At 45.2% G+C, this 22,315-nt stretch carries 22 protein-coding genes, 3 tRNA genes and 1 pseudogene; 12 read left to right on the top strand and 14 right to left on the bottom strand.

Going from position 1 to position 22,315, the window contains the following annotated elements:
- Positions 1-72: 72 nt before the first annotated feature.
- Complete coding sequence (locus KF839_RS13670; protein WP_001120888.1) at positions 73-1,566, top strand: IS91-like element ISCR2 family transposase; 1,494 nt, start codon at positions 73-75, stop codon at positions 1,564-1,566.
- Positions 1,567-1,741: 175 nt separating this feature from the next.
- Here the strand turns inward: KF839_RS13670 and KF839_RS13665 are convergent, their stop codons facing one another.
- The 6 genes from KF839_RS13665 to KF839_RS13640 all read right to left on the bottom strand — a co-directional run bounded on the left by KF839_RS13665 (position 1,742) and on the right by KF839_RS13640 (position 6,704).
- Complete coding sequence (locus KF839_RS13665; RefSeq protein WP_000251875.1) at positions 1,742-2,044, bottom strand: phosphoglucosamine mutase; 303 nt, start codon at positions 2,042-2,044, stop codon at positions 1,742-1,744.
- Positions 2,045-2,130: 86 nt separating this feature from the next.
- On the bottom strand, positions 2,131-2,946 hold the full coding sequence (sul2, locus tag KF839_RS13660) for a sulfonamide-resistant dihydropteroate synthase Sul2 (RefSeq protein ID WP_001043260.1): 816 nt from the start codon (positions 2,944-2,946) through the stop codon (positions 2,131-2,133).
- Between the two features lie 375 nt (positions 2,947-3,321).
- Complete coding sequence (locus KF839_RS13655) at positions 3,322-6,225, bottom strand: aconitate hydratase (RefSeq protein ID WP_292918395.1); 2,904 nt, start codon at positions 6,223-6,225, stop codon at positions 3,322-3,324.
- Positions 6,226-6,390: 165 nt separating this feature from the next.
- Positions 6,391-6,466, bottom strand: a tRNA-His gene (locus KF839_RS13650).
- Between the two features lie 48 nt (positions 6,467-6,514).
- A tRNA-Arg gene (locus tag KF839_RS13645) sits at positions 6,515-6,591 on the bottom strand.
- A gap of 36 nt (positions 6,592-6,627) precedes the next feature.
- Positions 6,628-6,704: transfer RNA gene (locus KF839_RS13640), tRNA-Pro, on the bottom strand.
- Between the two features lie 281 nt (positions 6,705-6,985).
- Between KF839_RS13640 and dksA the strand changes: the two genes are divergently transcribed.
- Positions 6,986-7,411 (top strand): RNA polymerase-binding protein DksA, encoded by a 426-nt coding sequence (dksA, locus tag KF839_RS13635; protein ID WP_292918394.1) that lies wholly within the window; start codon positions 6,986-6,988, stop codon positions 7,409-7,411.
- 118 nt (positions 7,412-7,529) lie between these two features.
- Here dksA and pnp read toward each other — a convergent pair whose 3' ends face one another.
- The 3 genes from pnp to KF839_RS13620 all read right to left on the bottom strand — a co-directional run bounded on the left by pnp (position 7,530) and on the right by KF839_RS13620 (position 10,696).
- Entirely contained in the window at positions 7,530-9,671 is a 2,142-nt protein-coding gene (gene pnp, locus KF839_RS13630; protein ID WP_292918393.1) for a polyribonucleotide nucleotidyltransferase, read from the bottom strand.
- A 133-nt stretch (positions 9,672-9,804) separates the two neighbouring features.
- Positions 9,805-10,074 (bottom strand): 30S ribosomal protein S15, encoded by a 270-nt coding sequence (gene rpsO, locus KF839_RS13625; protein WP_292918392.1) that lies wholly within the window; start codon positions 10,072-10,074, stop codon positions 9,805-9,807.
- A 178-nt stretch (positions 10,075-10,252) separates the two neighbouring features.
- Complete coding sequence (locus KF839_RS13620; protein WP_292918391.1) at positions 10,253-10,696, bottom strand: CopD family protein; 444 nt, start codon at positions 10,694-10,696, stop codon at positions 10,253-10,255.
- 107 nt (positions 10,697-10,803) lie between these two features.
- Here KF839_RS13620 and KF839_RS13615 point away from each other — a divergent pair, with 107 nt between their 5' ends.
- On the top strand, positions 10,804-12,327 hold the full coding sequence (locus KF839_RS13615; protein ID WP_323802069.1) for a carboxypeptidase M32: 1,524 nt from the start codon (positions 10,804-10,806) through the stop codon (positions 12,325-12,327).
- Between the two features lie 16 nt (positions 12,328-12,343).
- Here KF839_RS13615 and pbpG read toward each other — a convergent pair whose 3' ends face one another.
- The 5 genes from pbpG to flgA form a co-directional block, all read right to left on the bottom strand.
- A complete protein-coding gene (gene pbpG, locus KF839_RS13610; RefSeq protein WP_292918389.1) occupies positions 12,344-13,165 on the bottom strand; it encodes a D-alanyl-D-alanine endopeptidase in 822 nt (273 codons plus the stop codon).
- A 349-nt stretch (positions 13,166-13,514) separates the two neighbouring features.
- On the bottom strand, positions 13,515-13,745 hold the full coding sequence (locus KF839_RS13605; RefSeq protein WP_292918388.1) for a hypothetical protein: 231 nt from the start codon (positions 13,743-13,745) through the stop codon (positions 13,515-13,517).
- A gap of 200 nt (positions 13,746-13,945) precedes the next feature.
- Positions 13,946-14,314, bottom strand: a complete 369-nt coding sequence (locus tag KF839_RS13600; RefSeq protein ID WP_292918387.1) for an Mth938-like domain-containing protein — start codon at positions 14,312-14,314, stop codon at positions 13,946-13,948.
- A gap of 193 nt (positions 14,315-14,507) precedes the next feature.
- Positions 14,508-14,801 carry an acyl carrier protein gene (locus KF839_RS13595; protein ID WP_292918398.1) on the bottom strand — a complete coding sequence of 98 codons (294 nt, stop codon included), beginning with the start codon at positions 14,799-14,801 and terminating at the stop codon, positions 14,508-14,510.
- 105 nt (positions 14,802-14,906) lie between these two features.
- Entirely contained in the window at positions 14,907-15,629 is a 723-nt protein-coding gene (gene flgA, locus KF839_RS13590; RefSeq protein ID WP_292918386.1) for a flagellar basal body P-ring formation chaperone FlgA, read from the bottom strand.
- Positions 15,630-15,849: 220 nt separating this feature from the next.
- On the opposite strand from flgA, the gene flgB reads away from it, so the two are divergent.
- From flgB to flgJ, 9 genes and pseudogenes are all read left to right on the top strand, one after another.
- On the top strand, positions 15,850-16,263 hold the full coding sequence (gene flgB, locus KF839_RS13585; RefSeq protein WP_292918385.1) for a flagellar basal body rod protein FlgB: 414 nt from the start codon (positions 15,850-15,852) through the stop codon (positions 16,261-16,263).
- Positions 16,264-16,266: 3 nt separating this feature from the next.
- A complete protein-coding gene (flgC, locus tag KF839_RS13580) occupies positions 16,267-16,671 on the top strand; it encodes a flagellar basal body rod protein FlgC (protein WP_292918384.1) in 405 nt (134 codons plus the stop codon).
- A gap of 11 nt (positions 16,672-16,682) precedes the next feature.
- Positions 16,683-17,351 (top strand): flagellar hook assembly protein FlgD, encoded by a 669-nt coding sequence (locus tag KF839_RS13575; protein ID WP_292918383.1) that lies wholly within the window; start codon positions 16,683-16,685, stop codon positions 17,349-17,351.
- 12 nt (positions 17,352-17,363) lie between these two features.
- Entirely contained in the window at positions 17,364-18,629 is a 1,266-nt protein-coding gene (gene flgE, locus KF839_RS13570) for a flagellar hook protein FlgE (RefSeq protein WP_292918382.1), read from the top strand.
- 49 nt (positions 18,630-18,678) lie between these two features.
- Complete coding sequence (gene flgF, locus KF839_RS13565) at positions 18,679-19,425, top strand: flagellar basal-body rod protein FlgF (RefSeq protein WP_292918381.1); 747 nt, start codon at positions 18,679-18,681, stop codon at positions 19,423-19,425.
- A 27-nt stretch (positions 19,426-19,452) separates the two neighbouring features.
- Positions 19,453-20,241: a flagellar basal-body rod protein FlgG gene (flgG, locus tag KF839_RS13560; RefSeq protein ID WP_292918380.1), complete on the top strand. Its 789-nt coding sequence runs from the start codon at positions 19,453-19,455 to the stop codon at positions 20,239-20,241.
- Positions 20,241-20,957: a flagellar basal body L-ring protein FlgH gene (locus KF839_RS13555; RefSeq protein ID WP_292918397.1), complete on the top strand. Its 717-nt coding sequence runs from the start codon at positions 20,241-20,243 to the stop codon at positions 20,955-20,957. The genes flgG and KF839_RS13555 overlap by 1 nt, the downstream gene beginning before the upstream one ends.
- A gap of 39 nt (positions 20,958-20,996) precedes the next feature.
- Positions 20,997-22,106: a flagellar basal body P-ring protein FlgI gene (locus tag KF839_RS13550; protein WP_292918379.1), complete on the top strand. Its 1,110-nt coding sequence runs from the start codon at positions 20,997-20,999 to the stop codon at positions 22,104-22,106.
- Positions 22,107-22,124: 18 nt separating this feature from the next.
- Positions 22,125-22,315: pseudogene (flgJ, locus tag KF839_RS13545) on the top strand (flagellar assembly peptidoglycan hydrolase FlgJ); the annotation flags it as partial.

The following is a 22,315-nucleotide window of genomic DNA, read 5'->3' as shown; positions in this document are numbered from 1 at the left end:
CGGCTGAGGGTAAAAGAACTTTCCGCTAAGCGATAGACTGTATGTAAACACAGTATTGCAAGGACGCGGAACATGCCTCATGTGGCGGCCAGGACGGCCAGCCGGGATCGGGATACTGGTCGTTACCAGAGCCACCGACCCGAGCAAACCCTTCTCTATCAGATCGTTGACGAGTATTACCCGGCATTCGCTGCGCTTATGGCAGAGCAGGGAAAGGAATTGCCGGGCTATGTGCAACGGGAATTTGAAGAATTTCTCCAATGCGGGCGGCTGGAGCATGGCTTTCTACGGGTTCGCTGCGAGTCTTGCCACGCCGAGCACCTGGTCGCTTTCAGCTGTAAGCGTCGCGGTTTCTGCCCGAGCTGTGGGGCGCGGCGGATGGCCGAAAGTGCCGCCTTGCTGGTTGATGAAGTACTGCCTGAACAACCCATGCGTCAGTGGGTGTTGAGCTTCCCGTTTCAGCTGCGTTTCCTGTTTGCCAGCCGGCCCGAGATCATGGGGTGGGTGCTGGGCATCGTTTACCGCGTCATTGCCACGCACCTGGTCAAGAAAGCGGGCCATACCCACCAAGTGGCCAAGACGGGCGCGGTCACCCTGATCCAGCGTTTTGGATCGGCGCTCAATCTGAATGTTCACTTCCACATGCTGTTTCTCGACGGTGTGTATGTCGAGCAATCCCACGGCTCAGCGCGTTTCCGCTGGGTCAAGGCGCCGACCAGCCCAGAGCTCACCCAGCTGACGCACACCATCGCCCACCGGGTGGGTCGCTATCTGGAACGGCAAGGCCTGCTGGAACGGGATGTCGAAAACAGCTATCTGGCCTCGGATGCGGTGGATGACGACCCGATGACACCCCTGCTGGGGCACTCGATCACTTACCGTATCGCTGTCGGTTCACAGGCGGGGCGAAAGGTGTTCACTTTGCAAACTCTGCCGACCAGTGGTGATCCGTTCGGTGACGGGATTGGCAAGGTAGCCGGGTCCAGCCTGCACGCCGGCGTGGCGGCCAGGGCCGATGAACGCAAGAAGCTCGAACGGCTGTGCCGGTACATCAGCCGCCCGGCGGTATCCGAGAAGCGGCTGTCGTTAACACGAGGCGGCAACGTGCGCTACCAGCTCAAGACGCCGTACCGGGACGGCACCACGCACGTCATTTTCGAACCATTGGATTTCATTGCAAGGCTGGCCGCCCTGGTACCGAAGCCCAGAGTCAACCTAACCCGCTTCCACGGGGTGTTCGCACCCAACAGTCGGCACCGGGCGTTGGTCACGCCGGCAAAACGGGGCAGGGGCAACAAGGTCAGGGTGGCTGATGAACCGGCAACACCAGCACAACGGCGAGCGTCGATGACATGGGCGCAACGGCTCAAGCGTGTTTTCAATATCGACATCGAGACCTGCAGCGGCTGCGGCGGCGCCATGAAAGTCATCGCCTGCATTGAAGACCCTATAGTGATCAAGCAGATCCTTGATCACCTGAAGCACAAAGCCGAAACCAGCGGGACCAGGGCGTTACCCGAAAGCCGGGCGCCACCGGCTGAGCTGCTCCTGGGTCTGTTTGACTGACGAGCCTGAAGGCCAACGATACCAATCAAAATGCTGCGTTCACAGCGCCGCGGCAGGGATCCGCCGTGCTGGTTGTCGGAAAAGGAGCCGCTAGTGGGAAAGAGGAGGGTAAATTTTCAGCGTTGCTGGCTCCCCGTCAGCCGGATTGGGTTGCATCGCAGGGGTGTCGAAAGAGTCAACTGCGGTCCAAAGCTGTTGGACTTGGGTGAAAAGGGCGTTTATTCTTCCTATACGTTGTCGGCAGCGGGCCAAAAAGGAATACGTCCATGCCCATCGAGGTGAAACCGGCTGTGAGCGCGGGTTCAAGCATATAGCCCGACAGGCGCGTATCCTTGCCGATCACGACACGATGGCGGTGGTCACCGCGACGAAAGACACGGCCAGCCGCCATGCCGACGCGCAAGGCGGTTTCCGCCGTCATCGCGCCTTCGTTGGCTTTGCCACGAATACCGTCTGTGCCGAAATATTTGCGCACCATAAGGTCGATTATCCTGTCGTCGGGTCGCCCTCAAAGGGGACATGCCTGCTGAACCGCGAATATAGAGAAATATCCCGAATGTGCAGTTAACGAATTCTTGCGGTTTCTTTCAGCGCCGCCAATACCGCCAGCCCGTCGCGCAAGGGGCGCGGCTCGTGTGTGCGGATGAAGTCAGCTCCACCTGCGGCGGCGGCAAGCTCTGCAGCGAGTGTCGCGGCCCCGACATCCCCCGGACCACGGCCTGTGAGCGCGCGCAGAAAGGATTTGCGCGAAACAGACAGAAGCACCGGCAAATCGAAGCGCAGCCGCAATTCATCGAACCGCGCCAGCACCGAGAGCGAGGTTTCGGGAGCAGCCCCCAGAAAAAACCCCATGCCGGGATCAAGGACAAGGCGGTTGCGTTTGATACCGGCACCCGTCAGCGCCGCGATGCGCGCGTCAAAGAACGCCGCAATGTGATCCATGATGTCGCCAGCGGGTGCCTCGCGCCGATCTGCCTGCCCGTCTTGCACCGAATGCATAACGACGAGTTTGGCAGATGATTTCGCCAATTGCGGATAGAACGCAGCGTCTGGAAAACCGCGAATATCATTGAGATAGGCCACACCACGCGACAAGGCATAGGCTTGCGTCGCGGGTTGATAACTGTCGAGCGAGACGGGAATGCCATCTGCCTTGAGCGCGTCCAGCACCGGCGCGATACGCGCGATTTCTGTGTCGGACGAAACAGGCGCGGCGTCGGGATTGCTGGATGCCGGACCGAGGTCGATCACATCTGCCCCCTCGGCCATCAGCTTACGCGCCTGCGCAATGGCTGCGTCTGGCGCCAGATACCGGCCTCCATCGGAGAAACTGTCCGAGGTTATGTTGACGATGCCGAAAATGATGAGCGATTTATTCATGGGGGCTTCTATAATAATAATAATCGAGCATGAGTCTCATACGGATGCTCGGGTCGAAAGGGAATCCCCAGGCGAGTAACCTGTTTGCGGTGATCCATTAGCTGCAGGAGCAGAAGAGCATACATCTGGAAGCAAAGCCAGGAAAGCGGCCTATGGAGCTGTGCGGCAGCGCTCAGTAGGCAATTTTTCAAAATATTGTTAAGCCTTTTCTGAGCATGGTATTTTTCATGGTATTACCAATTAGCAGGAAAATAAGCCATTGAATATAAAAGATAAAAATGTCTTGTTTACAATAGAGTGGGAATAATGTAACAAAAAAGGAACTTGATAACCATGGTTGATCAAGTTCTGCAAAAACTTACTGATAAAGGCGATTCAAGCCATCAATTCCCTTAACACATAAGGCAAAATCCCGCCGTGTTTGAAGTAATCGATTTCAATAGCGGTATCGATGCGGCATAACAGTTGAACCGATTGATTGGTGCCGTCTTTCCGGCGAATGACTAATGTAACATCTTGCTGTGGCTGGATGTTATCGAGTCCCAGTATGTCGAATTGTTCATTACCTTTGATACCCAGCGATTCGATATTGTCGCTCCCTTTGAATTGCAACGGCAGAACTCCCATTCCGATCAGATTGCTGCGATGAATGCGTTCAAAGCTGACAGCAATGACGGCTTTGACTCCCAGCAGTTGCGTGCCTTTAGCGGCCCAATCGCGGCTTGAGCCGGTGCCGTACTCTTTACCGCCGAAAACCACGGTTGGAATCCCTTGTGCTTGATATTTCATAGCGGCATCGTAAATGCTCATCTGCTCCGGTGCGTTGCCGGGTGTACCCTGATAGAGCGTGATACCGCCTTCGCTATCGGGAATCATCAAGTTTTTAATGCGAACGTTGGCGAACGTGCCACGCATCATCACTTCATGGTGACCGCGTCGAGCGCCATAGCTGTTGAAATCCGCTTTGGCAACATGATGTTCGAGCAGGTAGCGGCCAGCCGGGGAAGTTTCCTTGATAGAACCGGCCGGGCTGATATGATCGGTTGTCACCGAGTCGCCGAAAACACCCAAGGCATAAGCATTGTGAATATCATTACTGCCGCTTGAGGCGGTTGGCTGCAAGGAGAAATCCTGAAAGAATGGCGGTTCGGCGATATAGGTCGATGGCGGCCAGCTATAAGTTTGCCCAGTTACCGACGTGACGTGATTCCACAATTCATGATCTTTGGTAAGGTTGCTGTAAAGATGGCGGAAAGTGTCGGCGTTAGCGGCATATTTCATGAGCGTATGAATTTCCGCGCTACTTGGCCAAATGTCTTTTAACCAGACGGATTGATTGTTTTTTCCGATGCCTAACGGTTCGGTCGTGAAGTCCTTCAGTATGGTACCGGCAATGGCATACGCGACTACCAATGGTGGCGACGCTAAGAAATTGGCACGAATATTTGGATGGATCCGGGCTTCAAAGTTACGATTGCCGGATAACACCGCGGCGCAAACCAAATCGTTCTTAACGACGGTTTCTTCAATCGGCTCCGCCAATGGTCCGGCATTCCCGATGCAAGTGGTGCATCCATAACCGACCAGATCGAAGCCCAATTGCTCCAAATAAGGCAGTAATCCGGTGACCGTTAAATAGTCGGTAACCACGCGCGAACCCGGTGCTAATGATGTTTTGATATGCGGCTTGACCGCTAAGCCTTTCTCCACAGCTTTTTTAGCGAGCAATCCGGCTGCAAGCAGTACGCTTGGATTGGATGTGTTAGTGCATGAAGTGATCGCGGCAATCAATACATCGCCGTGGCTCAGTTCAATCGAAGAATTATAAATTTCTGTGTCGCAGTTGTCGGCGGGGTGCGTGGTAGGGCGACTGCTGGTCATTTCTACGATATTGCGGGAAACCATGCGCCGGTCGGTAGTTACAGCTTCCTGCGCGGTGGCAGATTCCGGTGTCTTTGAACGGTTTCCACCAGGATTGCTGGAATCTGTTTGAGTGCATTCATTGGCGACTTGCGTGTAACGATTGCGTACCGGATAGCACTGATTAATTTCGTCTTGCGGTTTGCCATAGCCGCTTTCTTTAATCGGTTTGGTAAAAAGTTCTGTGAATTTAGCCTTGATAGCTGCAAGTTCAATCCGATCTTGCGGACGCTTGGGGCCGGCGAGCGAAGGTACGATCGATCCGAGATCCAGAGCTAGTTCGCTGCTATAGTCGATGTCGCCTTTGCGAGGAATCCCAAACATTTCCTGTGCGTTGAAATAAGCTTGGAGTGCAGCGATTTCTTCAGTGCTACGCCCCGTATCTTTAAAATAATCGATGGTTACAGTATCGACCGGGAAGAAACCCATCGTCGCGCCATATTCCGGCGCCATGTTGGCGATTGTTGCACGATCGGGAAGAGTGAGTGAGGCGGTTCCTTCCCCAAAAAATTCGACAAATTTCCCAACAACATTTGCCTTTCTTAACATTTCCGTGATCGTCAAAACCAAATCGGTTGCAGTGACACCTTCACGTAATTGACCGGTCAGGTTCACACCCACAACATCCGGAGTCAGAAAATAGACCGGTTGTCCTAGCATGCCGGCTTCTGCTTCAATTCCGCCAACACCCCAGCCAACAACACCGATGCCATTGATCATGGTGGTGTGAGAGTCAGTGCCGACCAGAGTATCAGGATAAATCAACGCATCTTTGCGATGTACCCCACGGGCAAGATATTCGAGGTTTACTTGATGAATGATACCGATTCCAGGGGGAATGACTTTAAAAGTATCGAAGGCTTGCATGCCCCATTTGATGAATTGATAGCGCTCATTATTACGGGCGAATTCTATTTCCATATTATATTGAATCGCGTCTTTTGTGCCGTAATGATCCACTTGAATGGAATGATCGACTACCAAATCAACAGGCACTAACGGTTCGATCAACTTTGGGTTCTTTCCCAATCTGCTTGCAGCGCTACGCATGGCGGCTAGATCGACCAATAAGGGGACGCCGGTAAAATCTTGCAGCACGATACGTGATACGACAAACGGTATTTCATCGACTCTCGCAGCATTGGGTTTCCAGTTAGCCAGCTGTCGAATATGAGTCTCGGTAATTTTCTTATTGTCATAATTGCGTAATACCGACTCCAATATGATACGGATTGATATCGGCAAGCGGGAGATTGCGCCAACACCATTTTTTTCCAACATTGGGAGCGAATAGTAGACTGCCTTGTTGTCAGGTGCGATAGATAGCTCTTGTAGACTGTCGAATAAATTGTGATTCATCGGTAAAGTTTCCTAAGTGTAGTGCTGTAACGCAAATCAGGGTGCGGATATGAGTTTGCAGATAATATATATTTTTGAGCAAACAAAGTCACGTTTAGACTGAGTGTGATTGTGAAGCTTAAGAGAGATTTACTGATTGATACGCTTGAATCCACTTTCAGCGGGTGGGGTGGCTGATGGGACTCGAACCCACGACAACCGGAATCACAATCCGGGACTCTACCAACTGAGCTACAGCCACCATAAGATCAAAGCGATGCGTTTTGTTGTTCCGCTAAAGAAATATTCATGGCGTGCCCGACAGGAATCGAACCTGTAACCCCCAGCTTAGAAGGCTGGTGCTCTATCCGATTGAGCTACGGGCACCAAGTCGGGCTTACCGTTAAATATTAGAGCTGAAATTGGTCGGGGTGGAGAGATTTGAACTCCCGACATCCTGGTCCCAAACCAGGCGCGCTACCAGGCTACGCTACACCCCGGAAAAGGCGACACTATACCTTCTTAGCTTTGAAACGTCAATTTCTTCGTGGAATATCGCAGCTTTTATTTGTTCGTAAATTTTGCGCTCCTGTGCTTTGGATTTTTGTTCTAACAAATGTGACGCGGCAAATATTTTAACTTGCTGCTAAGCAACTACCTATTATGAAGTCGAATTGGTAATAAGCTGGTAAAATATCTTGTTGCAAAATGCATTTTCTGGTAATAGTATAAATTTTTGTACACTAACTAGCGGAATAAAAGAGAAAGAGGAGTCTTATAGATGCCACAAGAGCTACATAGTAAAGATGTAACTCCCTATGAACCCAAAGCAGGTGAGGATTACATGAGTCCTGACCAGCTAATGCATTTTCGCAAGATACTGGAAGGTATGAAGATTGAATTGAGTCAAGATATTGATCGCGCGGTTCACACGATGCAGGATGAAGCCACGGTTTTTGCTGACCCTAACGATCGCGCCAGTCAGGAATCCGATATGACGCTTGAATTGCGAAATCGTGATCGTGAGCGGAAACTTATTAAGAAGATAGACGAAATCATTGCCAAAATTGATTCTGGCGATTATGGTTATTGCGAAAGTTGTGGAATTGAAATTGGATTGAAGCGGCTTGAAGCCAGACCGACAGCAACTCTATGTATTGATTGCAAAACATTAGATGAGATGCGGGAGAAGCAAATCGCCAAGTAACTAATTTTCTTGTGATAAATCAAATTACTTTTTTCATTTTATAAATTATCCCCTGTTTACCTCAAGTTTCCAGGGGATTCTTTTATTCTTATTCTCTAATTTTTAATTAAGATTAAGATTAAGATTCTTCTTCCGATGGAAGACTGGAGTCATCGCCATTACCGCTACTTTCATCGGCCAATACAGCTTTCATACTCAAACGCAGCCTTCCTTTGTCGTCAGCTTCTAGAACCTTGACTCGTACTTGCTGGCCTTCGGCAAGGTGGTCATTCACGTTATTGACTCGCTCATTTGCGATTTGCGATATATGCAACAAGCCATCTTTCCCAGGAAGAACACTAACAATGGCGCCGAAGTCGAGCAGCTTGAGAACCACACCTTCATAAATTTTTCCCACTTCAACTTCAGCAGTAATGTCTTCAATGCGCTTCTTGGCGAGCTCTCCACCCTCTGCATTGACGCATGCAATGGTGACTTGCCCATCATCAGTGATGTCAATCGTTGTACCTGTTTCTTCTGTGAGCGTACGTATCACCGCGCCGCCTTTTCCAATAACATCACGAATTTTTTCTGGATTGATTTTGAGCTTGATAATTCGAGGAGCATGAACTGAGATGTCTTCACGTGTCGATGGCATTGCTTGCTTCATAATCTGAAGAATATGCATGCGCCCCTCATGCGCTTGTATCAGCGCGGCGTGCATAATTTCTTTGGTAATACCTTGAATTTTGATATCCATCTGCAATGCGGTAATGCCTTTCTCGGTTCCCGCAACTTTAAAGTCCATATCGCCTAAATGATCTTCATCTCCGAGGATATCGGTCAGTACAGCGAAGCGGTTTCCGTCTTTGATCAAACCCATGGCAATGCCAGCAACATGTGCCTTCAATGGCACACCAGCATCCATCAACGCAAGGCAACCGCCACAAACTGATGCCATAGAGCTTGAACCATTGGATTCGGTTATTTCGGATACAACACGCAAGGAATAACCAAATTCTTCGGGCGAGGGCAGAACGGCAGTAAGTGCACGTTTTGCAAGACGACCGTGACCAATTTCACGGCGCTTAGGCGTACCAACACGGCCAATCTCACCGGTAGCATAAGGTGGCATGTTATAGTGCAGCATAAATCGCTCGTTATAATCACCCTGCAGGGAATCAATTTTTTGTTCATCACGAGCTGTACCGAGTGTTGCAACCGCTAGCGCCTGAGTTTCCCCGCGCGTGAATAACGCAGAACCATGAGTGCGTGGTAACACACCATTACGGATAGTAATAGGCCTGACAGTCCGGGTGCCCCGACCATCGATTCGCGGTTCTCCATCCAAAATTTGATTACGAACTATTTTCGATTCTAATGAAAAGAAAGCTTCAGAGAATTTTTGCAGGTCATCCGCACCTTCCTCAGAATTAATACCGAGCTCTGCGGATACACGTTGACCAATTGCCGCGATTGCTTCAGTGCGTGCTTGTTTTTGCTTAATTTTATAAGCCTGCCGCAGTTCAGCCTCTGCTAAACCAGTGATCTTTTCTTCGAAAGCAACGTCCTTCTCAGCGGGCGACCAATCCCATGCGGTTACTCCAGCTTCATCGGCAAACTCATTGATGGCAGTGATAACGGTTTGCATTTGTTCATGGCCAAATGTTACTGCACCAAGCATTACTTCTTCCGATAACTCCATCGCATCGGATTCAACCATCAATACGGCATGTTGAGTGCCGGCTACCACCAAATTTAATTGTGTATCTTTTAGCTCTGAAGTAGTCGGGTTTAATACATACTCATTATTGATATAGCCGACTCTAGCGGCTCCGAGCGGTCCATCGAAAGGTATTCCTGACAATATCAGTGCTGCAGAAGTGCCAATAATCGAGGGAATATCCGGGTCTATCTCATTATCCGCAGACATAACGGTTGCTACAATCTGTACTTCGTTATAAAAACCTTCTGGAAAAAGTGGACGAATAGGACGGTCAATCAATCGAGAAGTTAATGTTTCTTTCTCTGAAGGGCGGCCTTCTCGTTTAAAGAAGCTGCCTGGTATCCTGCCTGCAGCGTATGATTTTTCTTGATAGTCAACAGTCAGTGGAAAAAAATCTTGCCCGGGTTTTGTATTTTTGGCACCAACGACTGTAACAAGCACCACTGTATCGTCCATTGTGACCATTACGGCGCCATGTGCTTGTCTTGCAATTTCTCCAGTTTCTAGTGTTAGTTGATGTCGTCCGTAGGTAATGCTCTTCTTAATAGGTTTCAATTAACAATCCCTTTTTTCCTTTTGATCAATATTTTCAGTTTTGAATAATGTGCACATTAAATTCGTTATATGCGAAGGTTTCTATGGAAAATAAAAGCGCAGCATTGGTGTTGATGTCATCGCTTATGGTATTTTATTTACGTAAACCAAGGCGTTCGATTAATTTATGATATGCGTCATTATTGCGGCGTTTTAGATAATCAAGAAGCTTGCGGCGGCGTCCTACCATCCGAAGAAGACCGCGCCGGGAATGATGATCTTTTACGTGCGTTTTAAAGTGCCCGATCAAGTCATTGATTCGTGTTGTTAAAAGTGCAACCTGAACCTCAGGCGAGCCCGTATCTCCTTTAGCCCTTTGATAGTCTTGCACTATCTTTGCTTTCTGTTCGATTGTGACCGTCATATGTTTCTCCAAATAATAAAATTAACCAATGCAAAAACCCGGAATCTTACTCTTTTATGATGTTCTTGTCCAAATCAGAACAGGCAGCAATCACATAAATCCAAATTTTGGAAGCAGAATCCAAATACTTTTAATCTGTTTATATATAAAGTGAAACTGTAGTTCGTAATATACACTTTTATTTTAAATAATCAGAAATTAACTGGATTAAATCGGGCTTAACAACGACTAAAATTACAACAGCGAATAAAATCAATACCGGAAATTCATTAAACCAGCGATAAAATACGTGGCCGTGCCAATTGCTGTCATTTTTAAAAGCCGCGACGAATTTCCCACAGTAATAGTGATATCCTATCAATACTGTCACCAGAGCCAATTTAGCGTAGAGCCAGCTGCCGGAGAAACCGTAACCAAGCCATAACCATACGCCGAGAACGATCGTAAGTACCGCACTCGGTGTCATAATGCCATAAAAAAGTTTTCGTTCCATTACTTTGAAACGCTCTTTACCGGGTTGATCGTCGCACATGGCGTGGTACACGAACAGGCGTGGTAAATAAAATAGCCCTGCAAACCAAGTGACCATAAAAATAATATGAAATGATTTTATCCAGAGCATAGTCTTGAGAATGCTTGCAATTAAATTAAAAATGCAATGATACCCGGCTTGTAATTTTAGTGCTATCTTCGAACATCGGAGGTAGTTTTTAGTTAATCAAGGGAAGCATGATAAGTAGAGTCATGAATCAACAATATATTGATTTAGTTCAGAGACTGGAAGAAATCTCGCACTTGAGTGGTGTTATGAGCACTCTTAGTTGGGATCAGGAAGTGATGATGCCGATCGGTGCAAGTGAGTCGCGCGCTAAACAGATAGCGACACTTGCAGGGATTATTCATGAACGCGCGACGGATCCGGCTCTGGGAGATTGTTTAGCGACGTTGCAGGAAGTAAGCAAAGCGCGCGCTTGGGGAGTAACTGAGCAATGTAATATTCATGAGGCGTTACGCAATTACGAAATGGAAACCCGGGTTCCAAAGCGTTTGGTGCAGGAAATTGCGGAATTAAGCTCACGTGGTCAAGGTATTTGGGTGGCAGCGCGGCAAGATAATAAATTCTCTGATTTTGCACCGGTACTTAAGCGTTTCTTAAGCTTAAAGATCGAATGGGCGCAGTGTGTTTTACCAAATCTACTGCCATATGATGCAAACATCGATTTATATGAACGTGGCACCACGATGGCTATGCTTACACCTATATTCGAATGTCTGAAGCTGGAATTGATACCTTTAATAAATACAATTCGGAGCTATTCTTATCAACCTGATACAGTTTTTTTGCAAGGTAAGTTTGAGAAGAAGAAACAGGAAACTCTTGCTCGCAAAATTAGCCGGGATATCGGCTTTGATTTTGATCGAGGCCGCATGGATGAATCGGTTCACCCGTTTTGTGGTGGCAGCCATCCCACTGATGTACGGATTACTACGCGGTACGCTAACAGCAATTTTATCGAATCACTGTATTCCGTTATTCATGAAACGGGACATGCACTGTATGAACAAGGTCGTCCTTATCATTTAGGAGACTTTCCTGTTACAGAATCATCAACAATGGCTATTCATGAATCACAATCGTTATTTTGGGAACGTATGGTTGCACAAAGCAAATTCTTCTGCGTTCATTACTTTGATTTGTTTTACAAAACATTTCCTGAAAACTTGCAATCGGTGAATGCTGAAGAATTTTACCGCGCAATTAATACTTGTAAGCCTGATTTTATCAGGGTGGAAGCGGATGAGGTGACATACCCGTTGCATGTGATTTTACGATATGAAATTGAACGCGGTTTATTCGATGGATCAATGGCGGTTGAAGATTTGCCGGAGATCTGGAATGAATTAATGCAACAATATCTAGGAATTAAACCACCGACTGATACATTAGGAGTATTACAGGATTCACATTGGGGCGGCGGTGCATTTGGTTATTTTCCTTCCTATACATTAGGCGCATTGTATGCTTGTCAATTTTACCAAGCATTACTGAAAGAACAGCCTGATACGGAAAGAAATATCGCAATCGGAAATTTTTCACCTATTAAGCAGTGGTTGAATGAGAAAATCCACCGTCATGGAAAGCTCTATTCTCCGCAAGAGTTAATACAAAAAGTAACGGGAGAATCTCTGAACCCCGATTATTTTATTGCATATCTCAAGAAGAAATATCACGAGGTTTATCAGTTAGCCTAAACACAAGAATGCAGATTTATTTTATCAAGTAATTGCTTTCTAGCCATTTTCTGATGCGATTGGCGTCACCGATGCGTGTGTTTTTGCCCCATGAATTCAGTAAAACGATGATAATCGGTTGACCAGAAATTTTTGCTTGCATAACTAAACAGCGGCCAGCTTCACTTAAATAACCTGTTTTAGAAACATCAATCTCCCAGCTTTGGCTGCGTACCAGGCTATTGGAATTGGTAAATTGCAATTGTCCATGCTTTTTAACGGGGGCTACGACATGTTGCGGTGTGGTGGAAAAGTTTCGAATCGCTAAATAATTGTTGGCTGCAGCGACAAGCTTGACTAAATCACGGGCTGTTGCGACATTGTGACTGCTTAATCCGGTAGGATCTACAAAACGACTGCTAGTCATTCCAATTTGTTTTGCCTTGATATTCATAGCATGGATGAATGCTTGAACACCACCTGGATAAGCTCGACCAAGCGCTGCAGCGGCACGGTTTTCCGAAGACATTAAGGCTAATCTGAGAAGTTCGTGGCGCGCATAGCTATTGCCGACGGGTAATCGCGAAGAAGTGTTTTTAAGTTTGTCGATATCTGCTTTATTGATCGTAATCATTTCATCAGCCGGTAAGCGTGCATCTAAAATGACCATTGCAGTCATCAGTTTGGTAATTGAAGCTATCGGTAATACTTTGTCGGCATTTTTGCCATAAAAGACTTGATCGTTTTGAATATTTACAATTAAAGCTGCTAGGGACTTGATACCTGGGTCGCTTTGTTGCGCTAAGGCGTAGCTTTTCGTGAGAAATAAAAAACAAAATAAAAATATTTTCCACTTCACGCTGTTTTCTTTCCTCTAATTATTGCGCTGTTGATTCTTATTGATTTAAAAATACAGAGCTTTATATAAGCAAAGCCAGAGGTGTTTTTGAGATTGATATAGCTTTTGAGATTCGATTAATAATGTATTTTTTCAGAATCTGCAGAAAACAACAAATGCCATTTTTATAAGATTTTCTTATAAAGAATCGATAGAATAAAAGGGGGTATGAAGATGTTTTTATCTGAAACTTCAGAAAATAGGCCAAGCGGTTAACAATTTACTTTTCCTCCAGTTGATTTTGAAGATACTAAGACAAGAAAAGCCTGAAAATTAAGCTTGACCTATTAGTCAGTTATAAGTAACTGGATTATTTCTTACCAAAATCGGGCTGTTTGACTTTAGCCGGGCAGGTAACAGTTTCGCCATCAATTCGATCTTTGATTTTTTCACCATCTTTTTTGCCTTCACAACCCCATTTGTTCAAGATATCTTGTGCAGACATCGGCGGCATTTTAGATTCTTTATTTCCACTTGCCATGGTTACTGAGGATCCAAACAAAAAAACTAAGCTGATCGCAGCGATAAGACATTTATTCATTACTAACTCCTATAATTAACGTTATTAAGGAAGCCATCTTTTTTTCTTGACTTGCCAGCCATGAATTTATCACAATCCTAGCGGTTATGGCCATTTCTTTTTGATTGGGTGTGACCGAAAATGTAGTTATTGCAACAAGCTCATTCGAGTTATTTCAGTGCCTTATCTACGATATGAACCTGATAACATTATAATATGCACTATACCAGTAAGGCAGCAGCAATTTGACGTCCTTCCTCCGCAAGAATATTAAATGTACGGCAAGCTGCATAGCTATCCATTATTTCAATTCCAATCCCTAATTTGGTTACTTGGGAGAGCAGAGATTGCTTTGGAAAAATATGTTTAGAGCCGGTACCAAGAAGAATGATCTCTGGCATGAAAGTTACTAACGGATCAAAATGGTGAAATTCCAATTCCGCTATGGAAACAACCGGCCAATCCTCGATTAAGTGATCTGGTAATACGATTAAGTTTTTTTCGTATCGAATTTGATTGACTAGTACATATCTCTCACCATATCCGGTAAAAAAATATTGATGAGCAAAATTGGCTGGATGAAGTTTCACTGTTTTGCTCCTTATTGAATTTGAATATTATGTGTTTGCTTGTTGATTTCTCAAGAAAAACCAAAGTTATGGAATCAAAGAAAGTAAATAAAGCACCCCGCCGCAAGCGGCGAGGTATTAAATGCGCTCTTCAAAACTGCTGGTTTCCAACCAGCTTACGCCCCAAGGGGTGAGGAATTAAACCCGATAGAGATTAAACCAAGCTGTTATGAGAATAATATTTCGTTTTTTCATATCTCTCAGAAATAAAGTTAACCAGATTTCCGAATGTTTCAAATGTTTTTGCGCTGATTTCGTCATCCTTAATAAAGATAGAAAACCTTCTTTCTATCGCAAGCAGAATTGCTACAACAGCAACCGAATCCAGTTCAGGGATATTGCCAAGTAAAATAGTGTCCGGTTCCATCGAGTTTATCCGCTCATTCAAACCTAATATATCCGTAAGAATTTTTTTTACTTCAATTGTAATAAAATCAGTGTTAACCACAGCCAAGAAATGTTTTGTAGATTGAGATTGATGTTAATTATAAATCTTGAGCATTAAGACCGTTAATTTACTTTGTGGTCTTTTGCACGATGAGTAGGAAAAATATCATGGTTGTATTTCAACGATTGAATTGATACGTGCCAAACCAGTAATAATTTTTCCAGATTTATTCCGAACCTGAACTACTTGTCCTTCAGCGGCATCCGTTAATGCTTGACCTTCCGAACGAATACTGAATCCCCGGCCTTGAACAACAAGATTGACAGTTTGTCCACGTAAAATGACATAAGGTGCACGGAGCATCTGTGGGCGGATGGGTTGACCAGCAGAGAGATTACTGGTCGCCACTTTACCGACCACTTGCGCGGCATCTGTGAGAATTCCTTCAGGCATCTGAACGAGATTAACATTTTGCGGGGCAATATCTTCATAAGTGAGCATTTGTCCGACAGAGATCGGACGAACAAGGTGAAGCACATGAGTCATAACACTTATTTCCGCCTGAACATAGATGGTCCAGGAGTCAGGTTGGTTATCGCAGCGAACTCCAATTGATGTTTTCCCCCACAGACGATTACCTGCAGGAATAAAAGGCTCTAAGTGCGAGCATTGCGGTAAGACAAGCTGCTTATCAACATGGCCGACATTCACACTTACCTGTCCAGGTAAGTTCTCGGTATTGCGATATAAAAAATTTTCAACTGCATTTCTGATCAGAGAAATATCTTGATGCTGTCTATGTTCATTGTGTGGAGCAGCGAAAGTTTGAGCAGAAAAAACAGCATTTATTAGTAGGAACTGCACTAATAACAAGTATGGTTTGATCAATTGGATAATCCGTTCATTATTGCCGTGCTCGGCAATTATTGCCGTTTCTGGTGGTACTTGAGAACTATGTCACAGTATCAAGAGAGGAGGCATTTTCAAAAAATAACATCTAATTCTGGTTTAAATAAAAGAATGGCTCATTGATTGCAGCACTTATTATAGTTGGCATATTAAATGCTAACAGAAGAATGGAAATAAATAATTGCTAGGTTATTAGAAAATGATCAACAAACTTAACAAAGAGTTAAATTACCATCATCAGGCCCTAAGTTTACGTGTCGCACGGCAAGAGCTGCTTTCAAGCAATGTTGCCAATGCTGACACACCAAATTTTAAGGCAAAAGACATTGACTTTACCAGTTTACTTAACCAAAAACTGTCATCGACTTCCAATCTGCAAGGTAAGTTGGCACTTAATACGACATCCACACTGCACATAAATTCAAGTGCTGCTGGATCTATTGGTGACAATATTCTATATCGGGTGCCGTTACAACCAAGTGCGGATGGAAATACAGTTGATATGGATATGGAACGTACCAGATTTGCAGATAATGCGATCAAATATGATGCAAGTATTACATTTCTGAACAATGAATTTAGAAACTTAGTTTCAGCAATGCAGGAGAGATAGAGGATGTCTTTATTTAATGTATTCGGTATCGCGAGTTCAGCCATGTCGGCACAATCACAGCGTTTAAACGTGGTTGCAAGCAATTTATCCAATGCTGATAGTGTGACCAGTTCGACAGGTGAACCGTATCGTGGACGTCAAGTGATATTTAGCACATTACCCGCTGATGCGAACAGTGCAAGCGGTGTAAAGGTGGCTGGCATCGTACATGATGCATCACCGATGCGCCAAATATTTGACCCCAAGCACCCGTTAGCTGATAAAAATGGGTATGTGACTATGCCAAATGTCAATGTTGTAGACGAGATGGTGAATATGATGTCAGCGTCGCGTTCGTACCAGAACAGCGTCGATATGATGAATACTACAAAATCATTGTTACAAAAAACATTGACGATCGGTCAATAGAGGAGAATGTAATGGCGTCAATTCAACAAGTCAGTTCACAAACCGCTGCATCGACCACGACAACAGGAATTACGAATAATCAGGATGTTGAGGATCCACAAGATCGCTTTTTAAAGCTTTTAGTTACCCAGATGAAGAATCAAGATCCTCTAAAGCCGCTTGACAATGCAGAAGTAACCAGCCAATTAGCACAGATCAGCACAGTATCAGGTATCGATAAATTAAATACCACATTAAAACAGTTGGTTTCAAGTGCGGAAGAAAATCGTTCGGTAGAGGCATTGGGGATGATTGGTCATCATGCATTTGTTCCCGGTAAATCAATAACTCTTGACAATGATGGCGCCATAGCCGGCATTAATTTAGAGCAAGCAGTCGATCAACTCAATGTAACTATCCTCGATAGTTCAGGGATTGCTGTTCGCAAAATGGAATTAGGCGTTCAACCATCAGGGATCAGCACGATCGCATGGGATGGCATGACCGACAGCGGTTCGAAAGCATCCGTTGGAGATTATACTTTCGCTGTAACTGCAAAGCAGGGAGGTCAGGAAGTTAAGGTTGATACGCTCTCATTCGGCCAGGTACAAAGTGTAACTCCTGGTACAAATGACACACTTCTGGATATGGGGAATGTGTTGGGGATGGTGAGCTTGTCTAATGTTAAACAGGTATTTTGATAGGAGATCGCAATGGGTTTTCAACACGGTTTAAGCGGATTGAATGCTGCATCGACAAATCTAGATGTAATTGGAAATAATATCGCAAATGCAAACACTGCGGGATTTAAACAATCAATTGCGCAATTTTCTGACATTTTTGCAAACTCTATGGAAGGAACGGATAGTGCGCAAATCGGTATTGGCTCAAAAATATCTTCGATAGCGCAGCAGTTTGGTCAAGGAAATATTACACCAACCAGTAATCCACTTGATATCGCCATACAAAGTCAAGGTTTTTTCCGGATGAATGATAATGGTGCGGTCAGCTACAGCAGAAACGGGCAATTTCATATCGATGATTCGGGTTATATTGTTGATTCTTCCGGTGCCAATCTAACCGGTTATATGGCGGATGAGAATGGTGATATTCAAGCGGGAAGTATACCGACAAATTTAAAATTCAGCACTTCCGACCTGGCGCCTCAAGCAACTACAACATTCGATGTTGGGTTTAATTTGGATGCTCGTAAGACCGGGGTTGCAACCGCCTTTAATGCCACCGATCCAAAAACGTATGAGAGCACTACCTCAGGAACTGTCATTGACAGTCTCGGCAATTCCCATGTGATGTCTCTATTTTTCAAGAAATCGGATACTGCAGCAAATACCTGGACTACTTATGCCACAATCGATGGAAAAGTGGATGCTTCCGGTATGCCGACAGGGATCACTATTGCAGGAAATCCCTCACAACCAATGATATTTGATGGTGAAGGCGTTCTTCAAAATATTACTGATAAATTAGATGTTGCAATTGATTTTAGTGCAATTGATCCGCTTTTCGGCGGTGTGTCGCCACAAACCGTTCGCTTGGATCTCACCTCGGCGACTCAATTTGGATCGGCTTTTGGTGTAAATGCGCTTACGCAAGATGGATACACATCAGGTCGTATGTCAGGCTTTACCATCAGTGCAGACGGCATCATTTTGGGCAATTACAGCAGTGGTCAAACCAAAACACTGGCTCAAATTGTTCTTGCGAACTTTGTTAATCCACAAGGGCTAGTGCCTGTCGGGGATGGTCATTGGGTTGAATCACCAGCATCTGGCGAGCCTTTGGTCGGAGTACCAAAAACCGGAAATTTAGGATCACTACAATCCAATGCAATCGAAGAATCGAATGTTGATATCACAGCCGAGTTAGTGAAAATGATTTCAGCGCAACGCATGTATCAGGCCAGTGCGAAACAAATTGAAACACAAGATCAAATTATTCAAACAATTACTCAGATTTAGCTTTGATTTTGAAATAGAAACAGTAGGATCATTTGGAGTTGCATAAAGAATGGATCGGCTTATTTATACATCGATGACCGGAGCTAACCATACGCTAAATCAACAAGCAACGGTGGCTCATAATCTTGCGAATGCTTCGACGACTGGTTTTCGTGCAGAAACCAATGCATTTCGAGCTGTACCAATATTTGGTGATGGTTTGCCAACACGCGCATTTGTAGTGGATTCGACTACAGGAGCTGATTTTGTATCCGGTCCGCTTGAAACGACAGGTCGAGATCTAGATGTCGCAGTTCGTGGTTCCGGTTGGATAACCGTACAACTCGATAATGGCGAGGAAGCTTATACCAGAAATGGCAGCTTACAAGTGAGTCCTAATGGTTTGTTATTAACGCACAATGGCTTGAAAGTAAAAGGTGCGGCTGGTGGATTTATTACAGTTCCGCCGGATTCGCGTATAACGATCGGGGTGGATGGGACGGTATCAACGGTTCCATTGAATGCACTGCCCAATACAGTTGCAACTGTTGGACGCATTAAATTGGTTGATCCGCCAGAAGTAAATCTTGTTAAAGGTAGCGATGGACTATTTCGACAAAAGGATGGCAAGGAAGCACTGGTTGAGGCGAGAGTTCGATTGATTGACGGAACGTTGGAAGGCAGCAATGTGAATGTAGTCAACGAAATGGTGAGCATGATCGCCTTAGCGCGTCAGTTTGATATGCAGATGAAGATGCTTGATAACGCGGAAAAGAATGCGCAACAGGCAAGTCAAATCATGCTAGTAAGGGTTTAAGTCAATATATATTGAGGTTAATCATCAATGATACGTTCGTTATGGATTTCCAAAACCGGGCTGGAAGCACAGCAAACCAAGTTAGACGTTATTGCCAATAACCTGGCAAATGTTAGTACCAATGGTTTTAAACGATCTCGCGCAGTGTTTGAAGATTTGTTATATCAAACGATCCGGCAACCAGGGGCGCAATCGTCGCAACAGACCCAATTACCATCAGGTTTGCAGATTGGTACCGGTGTCAAGCCAGTAGCGACAGAAACCATTTTTACGCAAGGTGTACCACAACATACAGATAACCAGAGAGATGTTGCGATTCGTGGTGTTGGGTTTTTTCAGGTCTTGATGCCTGATGGCACGACGGCTTATACCCGTGATGGAGCTTTCCAGCTCGATCTTAATGGGCAACTTGTTACTTCCAGCGGATACCCAGTACAGCCGGCCGTTGTTGTTCCTTCAAATGCTTTGGGCATTACAATTGCACGAGATGGCACAGTATCCGCCACGGTACCTGGAGGTACTGGAACGCAACAGATTCAACTGGGAAATTTTCAACTTGCAAGTTTCATTAATCCATCCGGTTTGCAGAGAGTGGGAGAGAATTTATATTTGGAAACCGCATCCAGTGGCACACCTAATCAGAATGCGCCCGGGACCAATGGGTTAGGTGTGTTGGATCAGAATTATGTTGAAACTTCAAATGTTAACGTTGTAGAAGAATTAGTGAATATGATCCAAACTCAACGTGCCTACGAGTTAAATTCGAAATCTGTGGAAACATCCGATCAGATGCTTCAGAGATTGGCGCAGTTATGATGGAATTAAATAATTTGAAGGTGATCACGCGTAAAGGTTTTTTTGCATTATTGATAACCGTTGTTCTGATGTCAGGTTGCGCCATGACACCGGCTACTTCTACGCATCAACCCAATACATTGCGTCCATTTCATCAAAGCTTGGCAGTTACCCAACCGAATGGATCGATACTACAAGCTTTGAATAGCACTACAGGCGGTGTTCGCTATACACCACTCTTTGAGGACAGGAGAGCTCGAGGTGTAGGCGATACGATCATTGTGACGTTAAATGAAAGAACCAATGCTAGCAAAAGCTCTGGAAGCAATGTCGATCGTTCTGGTAGTGTGGATTTTTCAGTTCCCAGTTTGCTAGGAATTCCCTTAAAACTCTTAACGAAACATGCAACGATGGAAGCAAAGGCAAACAACAAATTCGATGGCGGAGGTGAAAGTTCAAGCAAGAATGATTTTGTAGGAACAATTACAGTTACTGTCATAGAAGCATTACCGAACGGAAATCTTGTTGTCAGTGGAGAAAAGCAAATTGGTATTAACCAAGGGCAGGAATTTATAAGGCTTTCGGGGGTAGTTAATCCAATTCACATTATGGCAAATACTATTTCTTCAACGCAAATCGCGGATGCGCGCATTGAGTATCGTGGAAATGGGTATATCGATGAAGCACAAACAATGGGGTGGCTATCACGTTTCTTTCTTAATGTATCACCATTTTAGCTTCATACAACCAGCCCTCTCTTTGAATGCAATTTAACCATGAGAAGAAAAAATAAAACCTTCATTTATATCCTGGCAATCAGCTTACTGTTGCCAGGTATCAGCATCGCGGATCGCATCAAAGATCTGGCTTCTATTCAAGGCGTCAGGAATAATCAGTTGATTGGGTACGGTTTGGTTGTGGGGTTGGATGGTAGTGGTGACATGACAACTCAAACTCCCTTCACTGTTCAAAGTGTTATCAGCATGTTGGGGCAACTTGGTATCAATTTACCTCCAGGAACGAATTTACAGCTACGCAATGTTGCAGCGGTCATGGTGACTGCAACATTACCAGCATTTGCAAAACCGGGTCAACAGATTGATATTACCGTTTCATCAATGGGGAATGCTAAAAGTTTACGTGGGGGAACTTTGTTGATGACGCCATTGAAAGGCGCTGATAATCAGGTTTATGCAATGGCACAAGGAAGTATTCTGGTGGGAGGCATCGGTGCAGCAGCAGGTGGAAGCAGTGTGCAGGTGAATCATCTTAGCGTGGGACGAATTTCCGGTGGAGGGATAGTTGAGCGTGAAATTCAAACATCGGTTGGACAGGGTGATTTTATCAATCTCGAGCTGAATTCAACCGATTTCTCGACGGTGAACCGTATCGTTGAAGCTATTAACAGATTATTTCCATCGGCTGCAACTGCCGTTGATGGGCGAGTCGTACAAGTGAAAGCTCCGGCTGATAACGGCCAGCGAGTCACTTTCATTTCTCAAATTGAAAGTATCGATGTTATACCGGCGAAGGCATCCGCGAAAGTCATTGTTAACTCTCGTACCGGTTCGGTTGTGATGAATCAGTCAGTGACCCTTGAAACGAGCGCGGTCGCGCATGGAAATTTGTCGATTATTATTAATACAGAACCAGTTATTAGTCAACCCGGACCATTTGCGCAGCGGGGGGAAACAGTTGTTACTCAACGTTCCCAAGTTGAGATTCGTACTGATGAGGGAAATTTAATGTTGCTTCCTAACGGTGCGGATTTAGGTGAGGTTGTGAAAGCCTTAACAGCAATCGGCGCAACAACACAAGATCTCTTATCGATCTTGCAAGCATTAAAAGCTGCGGGTTCACTACGTGCCGATTTGGAAATTATTTAACTTATTGTTTGGTTATATATGATTATTTCACCGGATCTTTCAAGCAAACTTGCTATCGACACAAAAAGCCTTGATGACATGCATCGCTTGGTCAAGCGAGACCCTGACCAAGCCTTGCACAAGGCCGCACAACAATTCGAAGCTTTATTCATGAATATGCTTCTTAAAAGTATGCGCGACGCCACCCCAAAAGATGGGCTGTTTGAGAG

This window comes from Nitrosomonas sp., from assembly GCF_019635155.1.
GTDB lineage: Bacteria > Pseudomonadota > Gammaproteobacteria > Burkholderiales > Nitrosomonadaceae > Nitrosomonas.
Note: the sequence above shows the minus strand (reverse complement) of the source record. Positions and strands in the feature narration are given on the sequence as shown.

Bases quoted from the DNA above. Each gene is read 5' to 3' on its own strand.
- KF839_RS13670 (WP_001120888.1), top strand. From the start codon at position 73: ATGCCTCATGTGGCGGCCAGGACGGCCAGCCGGGATCGGGATACTGGT.
- KF839_RS13665 (WP_000251875.1), bottom strand. From the start codon at position 2,044: ATGGTGCGCAAATATTTCGGCACAGACGGTATTCGTGGCAAAGCCAAC.
- sul2 (WP_001043260.1), bottom strand. From the start codon at position 2,946: ATGAATAAATCGCTCATCATTTTCGGCATCGTCAACATAACCTCGGAC.
- KF839_RS13655 (WP_292918395.1), bottom strand. From the start codon at position 6,225: ATGAATCACAATTTATTCGACAGTCTACAAGAGCTATCTATCGCACCT.
- dksA (WP_292918394.1), top strand. From the start codon at position 6,986: ATGCCACAAGAGCTACATAGTAAAGATGTAACTCCCTATGAACCCAAA.
- rpsO (WP_292918392.1), bottom strand. From the start codon at position 10,074: ATGACGGTCACAATCGAACAGAAAGCAAAGATAGTGCAAGACTATCAA.
- KF839_RS13620 (WP_292918391.1), bottom strand. From the start codon at position 10,696: ATGCTCTGGATAAAATCATTTCATATTATTTTTATGGTCACTTGGTTT.
- KF839_RS13615 (WP_323802069.1), top strand. From the start codon at position 10,804: ATGATAAGTAGAGTCATGAATCAACAATATATTGATTTAGTTCAGAGA.
- KF839_RS13605 (WP_292918388.1), bottom strand. From the start codon at position 13,745: ATGAATAAATGTCTTATCGCTGCGATCAGCTTAGTTTTTTTGTTTGGA.
- flgB (WP_292918385.1), top strand. From the start codon at position 15,850: ATGATCAACAAACTTAACAAAGAGTTAAATTACCATCATCAGGCCCTA.
- flgC (WP_292918384.1), top strand. From the start codon at position 16,267: ATGTCTTTATTTAATGTATTCGGTATCGCGAGTTCAGCCATGTCGGCA.
- KF839_RS13575 (WP_292918383.1), top strand. From the start codon at position 16,683: ATGGCGTCAATTCAACAAGTCAGTTCACAAACCGCTGCATCGACCACG.
- flgE (WP_292918382.1), top strand. From the start codon at position 17,364: ATGGGTTTTCAACACGGTTTAAGCGGATTGAATGCTGCATCGACAAAT.
- flgF (WP_292918381.1), top strand. From the start codon at position 18,679: ATGGATCGGCTTATTTATACATCGATGACCGGAGCTAACCATACGCTA.
- flgG (WP_292918380.1), top strand. From the start codon at position 19,453: ATGATACGTTCGTTATGGATTTCCAAAACCGGGCTGGAAGCACAGCAA.
- KF839_RS13555 (WP_292918397.1), top strand. From the start codon at position 20,241: ATGGAATTAAATAATTTGAAGGTGATCACGCGTAAAGGTTTTTTTGCA.
- KF839_RS13550 (WP_292918379.1), top strand. From the start codon at position 20,997: ATGAGAAGAAAAAATAAAACCTTCATTTATATCCTGGCAATCAGCTTA.